General features: G+C 63.3%; 12 protein-coding genes and 3 pseudogenes. 3 read left to right on the forward strand and 12 right to left on the reverse strand.

The window, feature by feature from the left end:
* Positions 1-244: 244 nt before the first annotated feature.
* A complete protein-coding gene (locus tag ACIPYQ_RS40945; protein WP_401259756.1) occupies positions 245-1,198 on the reverse strand; it encodes a RimK family alpha-L-glutamate ligase in 954 nt (317 codons plus the stop codon).
* Positions 1,199-1,668: 470 nt separating this feature from the next.
* Positions 1,669-1,995 carry a transposase gene (locus ACIPYQ_RS40950; protein ID WP_401259757.1) on the reverse strand — a complete coding sequence of 109 codons (327 nt, stop codon included), beginning with the start codon at positions 1,993-1,995 and terminating at the stop codon, positions 1,669-1,671.
* Positions 1,996-2,295: 300 nt separating this feature from the next.
* Here ACIPYQ_RS40950 and ACIPYQ_RS40955 point away from each other — a divergent pair.
* Positions 2,296-3,235 (forward strand): annotated as a pseudogene (locus tag ACIPYQ_RS40955) (IS630 family transposase).
* 377 nt (positions 3,236-3,612) lie between these two features.
* Here ACIPYQ_RS40955 and ACIPYQ_RS40960 read toward each other — a convergent pair.
* From ACIPYQ_RS40960 to ACIPYQ_RS40995, 8 genes and pseudogenes are all read right to left on the reverse strand, one after another.
* Positions 3,613-4,833, reverse strand: a complete 1,221-nt coding sequence (locus tag ACIPYQ_RS40960) for a S8 family serine peptidase (RefSeq protein ID WP_401259759.1) — start codon at positions 4,831-4,833, stop codon at positions 3,613-3,615.
* Between the two features lie 23 nt (positions 4,834-4,856).
* Positions 4,857-5,702, reverse strand: coding sequence for an SPASM domain-containing protein (locus ACIPYQ_RS40965; RefSeq protein ID WP_401259760.1), 846 nt, complete (start codon positions 5,700-5,702; stop codon positions 4,857-4,859).
* Positions 5,703-5,856: 154 nt separating this feature from the next.
* Positions 5,857-6,465, reverse strand: a pseudogene (locus ACIPYQ_RS40970) (class I SAM-dependent methyltransferase); the annotation flags it as partial.
* Positions 6,465-6,752: a hypothetical protein gene (locus tag ACIPYQ_RS40975; protein ID WP_401259761.1), complete on the reverse strand. Its 288-nt coding sequence runs from the start codon at positions 6,750-6,752 to the stop codon at positions 6,465-6,467. The gene ACIPYQ_RS40975 and the pseudogene ACIPYQ_RS40970, both read right to left, overlap by 1 nt.
* Positions 6,753-6,796: 44 nt before the next feature.
* On the reverse strand, positions 6,797-8,308 hold the full coding sequence (locus tag ACIPYQ_RS40980; RefSeq protein WP_401259763.1) for a radical SAM protein: 1,512 nt from the start codon (positions 8,306-8,308) through the stop codon (positions 6,797-6,799).
* A gap of 10 nt (positions 8,309-8,318) precedes the next feature.
* Positions 8,319-8,801 carry a hypothetical protein gene (locus tag ACIPYQ_RS40985; protein WP_401259764.1) on the reverse strand — a complete coding sequence of 161 codons (483 nt, stop codon included), beginning with the start codon at positions 8,799-8,801 and terminating at the stop codon, positions 8,319-8,321.
* A gap of 1 nt (position 8,802) precedes the next feature.
* Positions 8,803-9,519 carry a hypothetical protein gene (locus tag ACIPYQ_RS40990; protein WP_401259766.1) on the reverse strand — a complete coding sequence of 239 codons (717 nt, stop codon included), beginning with the start codon at positions 9,517-9,519 and terminating at the stop codon, positions 8,803-8,805.
* 41 nt (positions 9,520-9,560) lie between these two features.
* Positions 9,561-10,526 (reverse strand): zinc-binding dehydrogenase, encoded by a 966-nt coding sequence (locus ACIPYQ_RS40995; RefSeq protein WP_401259767.1) that lies wholly within the window; start codon positions 10,524-10,526, stop codon positions 9,561-9,563.
* A gap of 413 nt (positions 10,527-10,939) precedes the next feature.
* Here ACIPYQ_RS40995 and ACIPYQ_RS41000 point away from each other — a divergent pair, with 413 nt between their 5' ends.
* Both ACIPYQ_RS41000 and ACIPYQ_RS41005 read left to right on the forward strand, forming a co-directional pair.
* Complete coding sequence (locus ACIPYQ_RS41000; protein WP_401259769.1) at positions 10,940-11,755, forward strand: hypothetical protein; 816 nt, start codon at positions 10,940-10,942, stop codon at positions 11,753-11,755.
* Between the two features lie 125 nt (positions 11,756-11,880).
* Positions 11,881-11,993: pseudogene (locus ACIPYQ_RS41005) on the forward strand (IS5/IS1182 family transposase); the annotation flags it as partial.
* Between the two features lie 1,293 nt (positions 11,994-13,286).
* Here ACIPYQ_RS41005 and ACIPYQ_RS41010 read toward each other — a convergent pair.
* Both ACIPYQ_RS41010 and ACIPYQ_RS41015 read right to left on the reverse strand, forming a co-directional pair.
* Positions 13,287-13,811, reverse strand: coding sequence for a hypothetical protein (locus ACIPYQ_RS41010; protein ID WP_401259771.1), 525 nt, complete (start codon positions 13,809-13,811; stop codon positions 13,287-13,289).
* A 221-nt stretch (positions 13,812-14,032) separates the two neighbouring features.
* Positions 14,033-14,422 carry a hypothetical protein gene (locus ACIPYQ_RS41015; RefSeq protein WP_401259772.1) on the reverse strand — a complete coding sequence of 130 codons (390 nt, stop codon included), beginning with the start codon at positions 14,420-14,422 and terminating at the stop codon, positions 14,033-14,035.
* Positions 14,423-14,987: the final 565 nt, after the last annotated feature.

Raw genomic sequence — 14,987 nt, forward strand, 5'->3', positions numbered from 1 at the left:
TCGTCGTCCACGATCCACGGCCGAGTACTCACAGCATCACGCACGGCCGAAACCTCACACCGGTCACGGCTACCAGGCCACTTCAGCAAGATCCTTACGACCTCATAGGGCGCGGAATCGGCCGACCGCGGTCGCGCAGGTCAACGCTGAGGGGATGTCGCAAGAGCTGCCCCGCGACGAACGCGTCGCCGCGGCGCCCGGGAATCGCCGCCCACGTCAGCTGAGAGCTGACCGATCTGTCAGATTATGAAACTCGCTTCGCGCGCGCAGCAGCCAGCGTTTCTTGACGGAGGAACCGGCAAACGGCTTCGTTAAGTGGTAGACCTGTCAGTCCTTCGACGAAGAGGAACTGCCCTTGCGGATTGATCTCCAGCCAGGTGGGCACGTCCCCACTAAGCTTGAGATCAACAACTCCCATGCGTAGATTCAAATCCCTTACGACACGTCGAAGGCGTGAGACTGTGGCATCGTTCAAGCGGTACACCTCACATGGCACATTCAGGTTGGGGCGCCAATCCAGATCCTCCGAAGTGATCGACATCGCGGATATATAGTCCCCGAATATTTGAACCCGCAGATGCTTAAGACCGGGTACATACTCTTGATATATAGCTGGACATAGCCGAAGGCACTCGTCGGATTCCAGGTGCTCCGGCCTAAGCTTCTGGGTGAGGAGTATGGTGTTTTCGCTCTGACGCAGCGACTTGACCACAACCTGATCACCAAGCTCGGCACAGAATCGGCGAATGATCGACGGGTTGTTGCTGACGAGAGTGCGGGGAACAGAAAATCCCGCACGGCGAGCAACATGCATCTGGTAGATCTTATTCTCGGCCGAGCGTGTTGCAAACGGATCGCTTATCCACGTCCCCTTGAACTCGGCGAGAAGGATGCCCACGAGCGCCGCCGTGGCGCTACCCTCTATCAAACTCCGATGCTCAGCGTCCTCAATCTCGACATCCAGGGACTGAGGACCGAAAACGCGACGATACCAAATAGCGTCTACGTTCCGAATGTCAAGCAGCTCGTTCCCTCTAGCGGGCAGAAGGGGTGCACTTCTCAGACCTTCCCCTTCTGTCCACGACACTCCGTCCCCCTGGCAAACACGATTGCTCTCGATGACGTGACAGCAGACGTCGCCATACTGATCGAGTTCCTTCTGGGCTGCAAGTGCATGCAGGTCATTCTGCTCGCTCACAATGGCTACGCATCCAGAATGGCGACGCTTCACCTTATTGCTCCCTGGAGTCGCAGTCGTCCTTCTTCGGGCACTTAGAGGTTGTCCCCGTCGCCCCTGCCGGAAGTGCAGCGTTTTCGATTCCGACGAATTCGCGAAGGTCCCTTTCCCACTCGTCAAGGCGCTCCACAGGGACGTCCTCAAACTCGGTGGGCTGGAACATAAACACTGCTGGAACTCTTTGCGGCTGATGTGCAGCCATGGCTCACTCCCCGCACTCTAGTATGAATGGAGATCATCCGAGCCCGCGACATTCTTTCTGTGTCGCGGCGCCCCCGGCTACATCACCATTATCTTCCGGACCACTCGGTACGGCCACTTGGGATCTGTTGACTACTCAAATATGCACTTTCTTGAGGTATTTGTTGATGAGGAAACGAAACCACGCGCTCGAGCACCGGAGAGGGGCCACGGTGCCATGCACTCCGGGCTCAATAGGGCCAGCCGATATGGCTGGCAACGACGGGCACTGACCGGCGTTCTACTGCCCCCGGGCTGGCGATGGTCAGCTCGTGTTGGCCATATACGCCTTCCATAGCTGAGGCCTGGCGCTGACACCTCGTCGAACCTCTCCTTCGGCCGCAAAACAGCCCTACCGGCCAGGTCGAGGACGTCATCAACTGCTGCAGCTGCTCGTGATTGACACCCAGGCGTTCGGCCATCGGCTGCATCGACTTGCGCCAGCCGTCCAACAGCAGCCCTCGCAGATACAACTGGCCCTTCGCCCGCTGGTCCCGGCGGACCAGCGGCGCGAACACCTCTGAGGCGAGCTCCTCCAACCGGCCCCGCACCGCTGCAAGCTCCCCAGCCCTCATACAGCCAGCGAACTACCAGACACCCGACACGACATGAGCAGCTAACAAAGCACTACTAGTGACCTGAGTCAGAGGTTTATCGTTGGTTTGGGTATGAGTCGTCCTGGTCCGAAGATTCCGCCGTTGTTGGTGACTGATGCCCAGCGTGTTGTGTTGGAGGGTTGGTTACGTCGTCGTGCGACGGCTCAGGCGTTGGCTCAGCGGTCGCGGATCGTGTTGGAGTGCGCGGAGGGGCACTCGGTGATGGAGGTGTCGCGGCGGCTGCGGATCGCTCCGGACACGGTCCGCACCTGGCGACGGCGGTTCATCGAGCACGGGCTGGACGGGCTGGGCGACGAGCCGCGGCCGGGTGTCCCGCGGAAGATCACCGACGCCGATGTCGAGCGGGTGATCGTGAAGACCCTGGAAGAGACGCCGAAGAACGCGACGCACTGGTCGACCAGGTCGATGGCCGCGGCGACCGGGATGTCGCAGTCGACCGTCTCAAGGATCTGGCGGGCGTTCGCCCTGGCCCCGCACCGGTCCCAGACGTTCAAGCTGTCGACGGATCCGCTGTTCATCGACAAGGTCCGCGATGTCGTCGGCCTCTACCTCGACCCGCCCGAGAAGGCTTTGGTCCTGTATGGACGAGAAGTCGCAGATCCAGGCCCTGGACCGGTCCCAGCCGGTCCTGCCGATGATGCCCGGCGTTCCCGAACGCCGAAGCCACGACTACGTCCGCGCCGGCACCACCACCCTCTTCGCGGCCCTCGAGGTCGCGACCGGCAAGGTCATCGGGTCACTCCACCGCCGACACCGGGCCGCCGAGTTCAAGAAGTTCCTGACCAAACTCGACAAGGAGGTTCCCTCGGACCTCCAGGTCCACCTGATCCTCGACAACTACGCGACCCACAAGACGCCTGACATCAAGAAGTGGCTGCTGGCCCACCCACGGTTCCACCTGCACTTCACGCCCACGAGTGCGTCGTGGCTGAACCTGGTGGAGCGGTGGTTCGCCGAGCTCACCCAGAAGAAACTCAAGCGTGGAGTCCACCGCTCCGTCCAGGCCCTCGAGCGGGACATCCGCAGCTGGCTCGCCGACTGGAACGACCAACCCAGACCGTTCGTCTGGACGAAGACCGCCGACGAGATCCTCGACAAAGCCGCCACCTACTGCCACCGAATCTCTGACTCAGGTCACTAGGCCCCGCCCGATCGCATCCCAGCATCGACGTGCGAACTGACTCATCGAATCCTGTCGGTGGCATCGGCTACGGTGACGCCCATGGATGCGGCCACCGAAGTTGTTGCCGACATCGGCGGCGCACTCACCCACTGCGATCCGAGACCCGACACAGTTCTCGGGGCCGGCCGTGATCGTGGCCCGCGCCAATCCCGCCGTTCACCGGACGCCAGACTTGCCGCCGCCAGCCGGAACGCGTAGCTGTGGGCGACCTGCCCGAGCCCCCGCGAACCTCGCGCTACCAGCGCAATACGTCCGGTCTGGCTTTGTACGTCAGGTTGAAACCTACGCAGCCATCCGTCCATGACTCCCCGCTACGAGTTGGAGTGCACTCCAAGTCAACCCATGGTCTGCCACGTTTGGGCCGCTGTCACGGCGCGGAGGGCATCTACTTTGCCGTTACCGAACCAGGGGCTCCACCCGGTTTCGTCGAAGGAACCACGCCTGCACAGCGGGACAAGGGGGTGGTCCCAGGCTGCGTCGGGCGACGTCGGCGGGGGCAGGTCGTAACCCGTGTGACTCAGGTCCTTCGAGGCCGAAGATTGCAGGATCCGGCAGACCTCCGAGGCAGAGAGGCCGGGGTTTGCGCTCAAGACCAAGGCGGCCACTCCGGCTACCAGAGCCGCCGCGCCCGACGTGCCCTTGAATCGGTTAGTCGGCTTCTCCGGGTCCCCCGTCGACGTGGTTAGGCCCAACCCGCTCAAAGCATCGCCACGGAAGGCACGCGAATTGCTCGACGGCGCACAGAGATCGATTCCCGGACCGTAACAGGAGTAGTGACATCGCTGCGCCAGGCTGGAAATCGAGCTCACGTGCAAGACGCCAGGCAGAGATGCGAGAACGTTTCGAAATGTCTTGGAGAATTTGATGAGCGGCTCGGCCTGGGCATCGCCGAACACGACTTCGTAGGGCACGGCAACGTCGACGTCGATGTCGATAGGACAGTTGGAATTTCCCGCAGCACAAACGAATACCAGCCCGCTACCGCGGCGCCCGCCGCTCGAGGTCAACTCCTCGACTCGATCGACGACGGATTTCGACAGCATGAAGTGCGGCAGTTTCGACAACGGAACCAACAGCACGTCCGCCCGTTCCGACACGTAGTCGAGGATGCGGTGCATTGCGTACTCGGAAATGCGCGCGCGATTCGCTTCGGTCTGGAGCCTGATCGGAAGCAGCCGGCAGCCGGGCGCGACCCCGAGGGGGTGGCTGTGCCCGACCGCCCCCGAAGTCAACGCGCACATCGACGTTCCGTGATGCGCGCCGGGCAGATACATCTTGGCGGCGGCGCTGCCCGGCATGCCCCTCGTGCGCAGTTCCCCGCCGTCGAAGTATCCCCACCCTGCGAACTTGCCCATCCCGCCAAAGGCGGGGTGGGCGAGGTTGCACCCGCTGTCGGTAGCGGCGACCACTATCCGGGGGTCGCCGAAGCCTGCCAACCTCGACCAGGCCTCGTCGCAGCGTATGGAGGAGCGAACATCCACCTCGACGTGCTCGAACCCGGTGTGCAGATGCCATTGCCGCGCGTAGTACGGGTTGTCGATACCGATATCTCGCACTGCGCCTCCACGACAATCACGAATTACCGACGCCGATAGGTACCGGGAAGTCCGTACTCGCACCGGCGGCAGAGAACGGTCGAGTCCGGATCTGCGAGCATGGCCATGATACGCTGAAAACCAGGGCCTTCGACGATCTCCCGATAGGTCTGCGTGCCGAGATTGCCGAGCTTATGCTCCAGGCCGTAATCCATGCTGCAGAGCTGAACATCGCCGTTGGGCAGGAGAACGTTGGCGAAGATGCGGTCCTTGCGGCAAATCAGACTGGTGTGGCCGTTCCGCTCGGCGATCTCTGCGGCGCTGAATGCCGTGCCGACCGTCGTGGCGGACAGATCGACGTTGCCCGCGCGGCTGTGAACGCGGCGGGTTGACTGCATTCTGCTGAGCTCGGCGGCTATCGCCGGATGTGGAATGCCTATGGTGTAGAACTGCAGGTTCGAAATCCCGCTCGACGCCAGCAGAGTCAGCAGCGAGACATAGTCCGCGGTCACTTCTTTTCGCATCTCACCGCCGTTGTCTGGCAGATGCACCAGGAATCTCTTGAACGGGATATCGGCAAGCGGCATTACCTGCTCGTGCATCATCCGGTCCGCCGTCGTGAAAACAGCTATCGGATGACCGCGCCGGTGTGCGATCCGAATCATGTCCACGCAGTCGCCTGCGTGGAACGGTTCGCTGAAGCCGGAGAAGTGGATGTGCACGGACGAAGGAACCGTCTCGATGTAGGCCGCGAACAACTCCCGCGTCATGGTGCGGACCGACGCTCCCGCAGCAGTTCTCCTGGCAGCTGCCGCTTCTCGGTAGGCACTGGTGACCGTCGACTGCGGACAGTAGGAGCACTGCAGTCGACAGCCGATGTTGGTGGTCACCTCGAGGACACGTTCGGGGGGCATCTGGTCTCCGGTCGCTGCGCCAACAGGGTGAGATGATTCCACCAGGGTTGCGTTTCATGTGTCGGGCCGACACTCGGTACCCCTCCCGGCTGAGCCCCTGGGAAAGATCTCGCGATCTCGGCAGGTATCGAAAGGGGCTGCCGTCCTCGAGGAGACAGCGGGCAGTCGGATCGTATCGCCGCTTCACGGCTTTCGACCGCGGCGGGCCGCACATGCTGCTCAGCAAAAAGTGGCCGCCGGGCCTAGTCACGCGATACGCCTCGGCGAGACAGGCACGACGCGCGTCGCCCATGATGCAATGCAGACAGTCGCCGTCGATCACGATGTCGAACCGGCTGTCTGGGTAGGGCAGCGGCTTGCACACGTCACCGACTCGGAAATCTCCGGCCAAGCCTGCCGCGCGCAATCGGTCGGCCGCCCAGTCGATCGCCTTATCGGAGATATCCATGCCCGCAAGGTGATACCCGAGCTCAGCCAGCAGGTAGGACGCCATGCCGTTGTCGCAGCCGAGTTCAAGAACAGCGGCAGGCTGCGACGGAATCACCCCGCTGCGGAACATCCAACCGAGTTTCCGCTGCCATCTGTCGAGCCGGCGGGCATGCCGCCCTCGCCCATGCTCGGCGGCGATCAGCTCCCGGTACTCCTGCTCGAAAATCCGGGCCGCTTCGGCAGGGCCGGCCGGACATAGCCCGGTTCCCGCCCCGGACGGCCTCGCCCATCTCACCGCTAATTGGAACATCACGGTCGCCTTCCCAGGAGATTCTCGCTACTGCTCGGCCAGTCTCGCCAAGCGCCTCGCGACGTAAGCGTGTGCCAGCACCTCGGCCTTCTCGACGGAGTACTCTCGGCGATCCACTCGAGCGCGCCTTCGAAGGTGAACTCCTTCAACCTCATCAGCAACTCGAAAGCCTTTTTCCCGGAGTGCATTACGTCATCACCTCGAATGATCGCGAAATCTCCTCCGAGCACCTTAATCTCGACCCTGGTCTCAGAGTCGTAGTCGAAGGTGATGACGTCGCTGACCACCCGGCCCGGGTTACCCGTCAAGTCGTAGACCAGCTCGGCCGCCGTCAGATAGTCGTCCGTCGAGCCCCCGCCGCCGGAGCTCCCGCCGCCGGACGGGCCACAGCACAATAGCTGGTAGTCGCTGTCGTCCCTACTTTCTGCTCGATGGAGAACTTCAACAAGTCCCTGGTGAGATCGCACAACGGGCCGCTCTGCGAAATCCCTTGGCGGCTTACCCGTGCCGACAGACAGCCGCCCGCGCAGTTCCACCGCGCCATGCACGAGGTGCACTCGGAGAATGAATGAACGTCGATGGCCCGCAGGGCGTTCACTCGATCGATGTCGAACTGGAAGCCACTGCCGTCGTATCGCCCGATGCGGAACAGATCGTATCCGTCATGCTCCTCCTTGCTGTAGCGGTGGCACCCGGAAACGATCCCTTCGGGTGTCACGGAAAACTCTGTGTTGCAGAACCGGGAGCTTCGCCTCAGCGTGTTCTGGAACATCTTGCAGGTAACGTCGATTCCCAGCTCGCGGCCGAGTTTGTAGGCCGCCTTGAACGACTCGACGAACTCCTGCTGCAGTGGCTTGGCCATGCCCTGCGTCACCGAACGACCGATTTCGGCCATCGGTTCGAAGCGTACGCTTGCGGCGCCGGTGTTGTCGTGGACGAACTTCACCATATCGACCAATCGGGTCGCGCCCTGTGCGGATACCGTCGTCCGCAAGTGGAAGTCAACGCCCTGTTCCACCAACTCCCTGATGACCTTTACCAGCTTGCCGTGAGTACTTCGGCCATCGGCGTAGGACCGTTGCGCCTGCAGCTCGGGCAGGATGTCGAAGGACAGAGTCACGAACTGGATGTTGTCGCAAATCCATGCCACCCGGTCCGGCGTCAGCAGGGTTCCGTTGGTAATGAGTCGAATGCGATATCGAACGCCCATGGCCTGCGATGCCGACCGGATGTAGTCAGTCACGGACTGCAGGAGCTTCCACTCCATGGTAGGTTCGCCGCCGCCGATGTAGCGGATCAGCGCCAGGTTCTCATCTGTCTCGCTCGCGTTCTGGAGAACGAGATCGACTGCTGCCCGGGCGATCTCCTCGCTCATCGGCGGAGACTTCTGCGGCGACGAGCTGGCGTAGCAGTAGGTGCACCCGAGATTGCAGCTCTCGGTGAAGATGAGAGTGGCCTCGGTGGGGCGGAACTCCTGCAGCGGCCGCGTCGTCGGCTCCGGCGCCATTTCGCCGCCGATAATTCCCATCTTGTCGAGTGCGGCAAGAACTCTCGCACTGACGTCGTCCTCCGGAAGCGCTTGTCCTGCGACAATTTTCTCGATGATTCGCCCGGTGCGGTCGTCGACGCGGAAGGCCCGGCCCTTCAGCGGGAGGTGAACGATGGCGCCTCCATCGGACGCATCGAAGATCGACACTTCGGTGTTGACCGCGCCTTCGCCGACCACTCGAGCAACTCCTTCGGCCACGCCTTGGCCTGCGTCTGCGCCGCGCATGGGCGGCGACATGGCAGGCCAAGGCAGGTCGACGCGCGTGCCGCCTCCGCCGCTGCTGTTTACGTCCATGTTCCAGCTCCTAGTCGTCTTGATCGACACTGCTGTCGTCCTGGGCATGCATCCCCAAGCGCCTCGCGACGTAAGCGTGTGCCAGCACCTCGGCCTTCTCGACGGAGTACTTCTCGGCGATCCACTCGAGCGCGCCTTCGAAGGTGAACTCCTTCAACCTCATCAGCAACTCGAAAGCCTTTTTCCCGGAGTGCATTACGTCATCACCTCGAATGATCGCGAAATCTCCTCCGAGCACCTTAATCTCGACCCTGGTCTCAGAGTCGTAGTCGAAGGTGATGACGTCGCTGACCACCCGGCCCGGGTTACCCGTCAAGTCGTAGACCAGCTCGGCCGCCGTCAGATAGTCGTCCGACGAGCCCCCGCCGCCGAATTTCCCGCCGCCGGACGGGCCACAGCACAATAGCTGGTAGTCGCTGTCGTCCACGTAGACCTGACGGCTCAGATCGACCGGATCCGAGATGTACACCCGGTCCGCACCCTCATCCGACATGTTAATCCTTCCATCGTGACAACTCTTTGATGCATTCCGACAGCTGCGGCGGGATAGGTCTGCCGAGCTCCCGACTCGCCGTACGAGCCGCAGTGTGGCGCTTGCTCAGCAGACAGTGGAGATGAAAGTGGAACGGTCCGTCTAAGGCTTGGAAGTGCCAATGCGGATGGCCGCGGAATGCGACGCCGCAGTGTCGGGTGACGTTGGCGTACCGCTTCGATGAGATCGGACAGAGCTCGAACCGCTTGGCCAGGTGACTGCGCCATATTCTGGTGTGCGGATCGAGGAGTCGCCTTCCACTGACGCCCCTTTCCAGGCGCGGCTCGTACCAGTAGCTCGTCTCGGAAGTCAGCGTGTAACACGAACAACTCACGACGTCGAATCTCTCGTCGAGTTGCGTGATTGCGGTGATGACATCGGGGTTGTAGTAGTCATCCGCGTCGAACTGGAACACCCACTCCACGCCGAGATCTTCGAGCAGTTCCAAGGCGAAATTTCGGGCGGAGAGCTGGTCGTAGCCGCCGTCGGCGAGGCTTCTGGAATAACCCTCGCCGAAATTTCGGTGAACCTCCCGAACGTTGGCGTAGCGAGCGGCGAGAGCGCCGTAGTCGGGCGGGCGGCGAATTCCGGTGTGGACTACGAGGGCGACGCCGACCCCGTCGTGCTCCAGCAGATTCCGCATGGTGATGCCGAGCAACGGATAATCTGCTTCCGACACTACGCACCAGATCCCCACCGACGACATTCCGGGACCATCCTCTAGGCGATATTCCAGTCGATCACGGCGCCAATGCATTCGCTCTTGCCCGCGCGGAGCATCCGGTATGCCTGGGCCAGTTCGCCGGGTGCGACGTAATGGGTGATGAGACCCGCGATCTCGAGAGAGCCTTCCCGTATCAGACGCACCGGCAAGTCGAGCAGGCTTTCCCATTCGGCAGGGTTCCCGGCACCTTGCATGGCACCGATTTCGTGTGCGCCGATCATTCGGATGTTTCGCCGGAACACGCGGTCGTGGATATCGAGGCTCATCGCTCCCATGCCGGCGCCGACCAGCACCAGGGCACCGCCGCTTGCCACGATCTCAAGCCCTTCGGCCAGGGCGGAGGCACTGCCACAGGCCAGCAGTACCGCGTCCGCCTCCTGCGGCCGGAGCTCGCCGGACTGTCGGATCTGCACGACTCGCTGACTCTCCGCCGCGAATCGGCGATTCTTGTGGTGGTCTGCGGCCGTCACCGGGCGCGCTCCGGCTATGACTGCAAGGCGCGTGATCAACTGCCCCACTATTCCGAGCCCGATGATATGCGCAGAGACGCCGAGCCTGAGGCCTGCCTGCTTGACCGCGTGTATTCCTACGATCGCCTGGCGCGCGAGGAGCACGGCTTCATCGCTGAGATCAACGGGAAGGACATAAACGCAGTCGCGCAAGGAATTACATCGCACATAAGCGCGATGGCTCTGCCTTACGAATACTCGGCTGCCCGGCGTCAACTCGGGGCGCATTGCTGTCACAGCATCGCCGACCTGCACAATTTCCCCGACTATCCCCGGCCCCGGTTGGGTCGGATACTTTGTATCGAGGAATGCCGTTTCGGTGCCTGCGCTCACGATCGATAGCCGCGCACGAACGATAAGGTCGTAAGCCGACGGCGCGGGGAGCGGATCACCTGATCTTATCGAGACTCTGCCCTCGCCTTCGAAGACGACCTCGCGTTGCTGGTAGGTCACGGCTCGAGTCCAATCCGACAGAGTCGCAAACATGAACATCACCTGGCGACGATGGTCCCACGGTCGCCGAGCTCCGGCAAAAGATTACCGACGCCGACGTATGCTGGCCACCGTCCCGGACCAACGATGACTATGCAATCAGCAGGGCGAGTTGGTCGGACAGAACCTTGGACGGGTTCGATACGCTGGACAGCGGTCAGCGCGTGAAACTCCTTCTGACTTGGTCGACTTGAAGGATCACACGGTGACCGTCATCGTTCCGGAATCGACACGCCAGACTTCAGTCAGGCCTCCAGTTCGTACACCACTCTATTGGACGCAACCCGACGAAATTGTCATGCAAGAGCTGACAGGGCGCGAGGTTCCTTGCGATAGTTCGTGGTGGCGCGACCTCAACTCCAGGAAGGCGTTCCATGTCCGGCAAGACAACAGTGGGGGTTGTCGGGCTGGGGCATGTCGGCAGCATGACCGCAGACCTGCTCGCCCACCACATGGATCTGGTGACCTACGACGTCATCAGTGCGCGGCCATACCCCGGCGCGGAACTTGCGAAGTGCGATTTCGTGGTCGTGTGCGTGAATACCCCCGCATTGGCCTCCGGGACGGTGGATCTCAGCCAGGTCGAGAGGGCGTTCGAGTCGCTCCCATCGCGCGTTCCGGCCATCCTGCGGTCTACTGTGCCGCCCGGGACGACGGACGCGCTCGCGAAACGGTATGGGCGCGAGGTGATCTTCTGGCCGGAGTACGTGGGCGAGACCAGGTTCGCCACGCCGACCTGGCGTGTGCTTGCAGAGGACCGGCCGTTTCAGCTCGTGGGAGCATGGAAGTCGAGCGTGACGACCTGCTGGCTGGACCTGATGGCCGAGACGTTCGGGCCGCTCGTGCGACTCCATCGAGTCGATCCGGCGGAGGCGGAACTCGCCAAGTACATGGAAAACTCATGGTTCGCGGTGAAAGTGACATTCGTGAACGAGTTTCGCCGCCTCGCCGAAGGCCTCGGGCTGGACTGGCGGAGCGTGCGAGAAGGGTGGCTGCTCGACCCCAGGGTCGAGCGCGACCACTCGGACGCCTTCGCATCCGAACCTGGCTACAGCGGCAAGTGCCTACCCAAGGACGTCGCGGGCATCATCGGCCATGCGGCCGCCAACGGCATCGACCTTCCCCTGCTGACAAGCGTCAAGGCGATCAATGGCGCGATCCACAATCGGCGTCGAGACGACGACGGGTAGCCTCGCTACCTTGCAACGGCCGTGAACTTGGCGCGGAGGTTGGTGAACATGGTCCGGTGTGGGCAAAGCCCTGGTCGAAAGTGAAGGCAAAAGGGGCACCGGCTGGCGAACCGGACGGTCACGCCATCGGCCGGTCCCGCGGCGGACTGACCACGAAGATGCACCTTGTGGCCGCGGCTGCTGCAGACCCCTGGCGTTCGTCCTGACGGCGGGACAGGCCGGTGACGCGCCTGCCTTCGGGCAGTGTTTTCAACGGGTTCCCGAGCCGCCAACCGCGACCTGACTGACCCGCACCCTCAACCAGAAGAGCTGACGCATCTCGACACGGCGTTTGCGGGCACTCGCCTGCGCTGCCACGTCATTTCGATCACCGTCTGAGTACTCCGGGCGGCGTGCCCAGGCGGTGGCCGTATTCGGTCAGAGCGAGTTTCCCGGTGCCTCGGGTCGGTGTCGAGGCATCGATGAACAGGGGGTTCAGCCCTAAGGCGCCGGCCAGGTTGGGCGCGAGGTCGAGGAGCTCCCACATCCATTCGTCGGCGTCCTCCTCGGTGGCACCCGGCCGGCTGCCAGAGCGGGGAGCTCCAGCGCGGCGCGCCGCTGCTGCTCGTACGCGAGCGGTTCTCCCAGTTCCAGGTGCTGCACATCCTCGCCGGGGAAGTAGCCGAAGGACGGACGACGACACCCTCCTCGGCGATCAGGACCGCCGAGCCGTCCTGCGAGGCGCTCCACCAGTAGGCCTGCGCGCGACCGGAGCGGGCGCTGAGGTGTTCGCATGCTTCGAGGACCTCGTTCTGGCGTTCGGTGGCACTGGGATCGCACCAGGAACCGACCACCAAGGTCCAGCCGGCGAGCTCGGGAGTAACGAACACCCTGCGGTACACATCCAGTGGATCGGCGTCGAGGCCCGGTGGCTGTCGATGTCCGCGGCATACAGGCCGACGGAGAACGGGACCGGACGCGGCTGCGACAGCCCGAGCATCTCCATGACACCGGCCTGGTCCCCGGTAGGCACCGCGATCCAGGAGAGGAAGCAGCAGGAGAGCGGAACCGGCGTGTCGCTGGCGATTTCGATCCTGGCCAGCCGTTCCAGTGCCGCGATGTCACGGGCGCTCATAACCGCCTCGCCGCCGATCTCCGCCAAGGCTTCCAGAGCACCCGCGCGCGCCCCCCCGGGACCGTCGATGCGGACAGCCTGGAGCAGCGGCACCACGGCGGTCCCCCACGCCGAGAACGCTTGAACCGCCGCCTGCCTGACCTTCGCGTCACCCAGCAGAGGCAGGACATGTCGCGCGGCAGTCGGCACGTCGCTGTTCCAGCGGCGGATCGCTGCCACAGCCGCGCGCCGCAGGGATCTCAAGCAGGAGGCCGCCAACATAGCCGTCCAGTGCCGCCGCCCCGAAGTCGGCGAACGCCCGCAATAGTCGACCCGGCGGCTCAACGCGCCCGGGTCGCGGCAGGCTGCCCCGCACCACCTGCCGCCGGTTGCATCGACGGGCGCTCCCGGCCGGGGAGCGCCACGGGCAGCCCGGGGTTAGCCGCCACCCGAGCCGGCTGAGGCCGAACCGCCGTAGGTCCAGCCGGAGTTGGGCTGCGGACGATCGCGCGTGCTGCGCTCGGTGCGCAGCTCCACCACGACCCCAGCCGGGCCGAGCAGAGCCTTCAACGCGTCGGCGAGCCGCTGCGGGTCGCCGACGCCCGGGAGCTCGAGCCGCTCCCGGGCGCCCCGTAGAACGAGTTCCAGCGCGAGCGTGGAGACGGCCGGCTTGTAGTCCCCCTGGTACGGCTCCACCACCTTGTGCGTCAGCCGCACCTTGCGCAGGGTCTCGACGGGCAGCCAGACGCCCGGCCGGGCGGCCCGGACCAACCGCAGGGACGCGGGCACCCTGGCCGGCGCGAACTCCACCCGCAGGATGTCCCGGGCCCGGGAAGAGGCCAGCGCCAGCCAGCCGATCAGGTACTCCAGCCCGGCGATCACCCCCACCACCACGAACACGGTCGACGCCCGCGCCCCGGCCATCGCCATACAGAAGGCGACGAGCAGGGTCGGCACGCCCAAGGCGAGCGGAGTGAACAGCGCCGGCCCCGCCGACGGCCCGGAAGGACACCGGGCTGCGGCTTGGTGGAGCACCGTACGCGGCTCGCACTGACGGAGAGCGAAGCGGGGCTCGCACAGCTCGACCACGGGACACCGGGCTGACCACTGCGCCGGAAACTTTCACTTCCTGACGGAAAGAGTTCAGAGCGCGATCACCTCACCTCCTTGTGTGATGTGAAATATCACATCACGCAAGGCGCGTTGATGACGCACTGCGGGTCACTGATCCATCTGCCAGCAAATCCGCTGAGGAGGACACCCAACAATGCGGTCGGCGTATTGGTGTTGCTGACATCCAGGTGGACTGGATCACTGACATCCTCGTCGACGATCTGGGCCATGTTGCATAGCCGGAACCACAGCACGTCAACATCGCGCAGATCGACGCCCTTCCCGTCGGTTGTCGGCAGGAGGGGGGCATAGGTGGAGGTGTCGAAGTCCGACCACACCAGTCCGCCGCGGGCAGATATCCGGTCGCCTTCGACGACGTGGCACGTAAACCCTCCGCGCGCCCTCAACTCCTTCTGGGCGGATAGCGCGTGCAGGTCGTCGTGATCGCTTAGGATGGCCACACAGCTTTCATGCCCCGTACTGTCGGCGTGAACAACGCACGTTGTGTGACCCATTACTGGAAGAGGCCCATTACGCTGGACCGACATCCACATCGTTGCGGTGTCCATCGGCGTAGCTAATAGTCCTGGTGCCCCCACTTATTTCGATGTCCTGCAGCCCCACGTCTTCGCGAAGATGCTGCTCCCACTCCTTGAGCCGGTCCCCCTCGACGACCTCGAACCGGGTCGGCTGGAACATGAGCACCGTTGGATGCCTTCCTTGGGGCTCGTACACTCTTGCGCCACCCTCATGGGGACCACTGCTGCTAGTCATGGCGTGCACCCTCGGCTCGACTTACTTCGACTTGAAGACGACAAATGCGTTATCCCCTTATGCATGATGGGCCATTCGGAGTACCTACACCAAGAATCCTCCGCCTTGGCCGGGCTGTCCAGCGGAGGGTCGCGATTTACTTCTAATAGGTCGTACCAGGATCTTGCTGAAGTGGCCTGGTAGCCGTGACCGGTGTGAGGTTTCGGCCGTGCGTGATGCTGTGAGTACTCGGCCGTGGATCGTGGACGACGA

Source organism: Streptomyces sp. NPDC090045 (assembly GCF_044747975.1).
GTDB lineage: Bacteria > Actinomycetota > Actinomycetes > Streptomycetales > Streptomycetaceae > Streptomyces.

Excerpts from the sequence above, each read along its gene's own strand:
- ACIPYQ_RS40980 (WP_401259763.1), bottom strand. The coding sequence starts at position 8,308 with ATGGACGTAAACAGCAGCGGCGGAGGCGGCACGCGCGTCGACCTGCCT.
- ACIPYQ_RS40985 (WP_401259764.1), bottom strand. The coding sequence starts at position 8,801 with ATGTCGGATGAGGGTGCGGACCGGGTGTACATCTCGGATCCGGTCGAT.
- ACIPYQ_RS41000 (WP_401259769.1), top strand. The coding sequence starts at position 10,940 with ATGTCCGGCAAGACAACAGTGGGGGTTGTCGGGCTGGGGCATGTCGGC.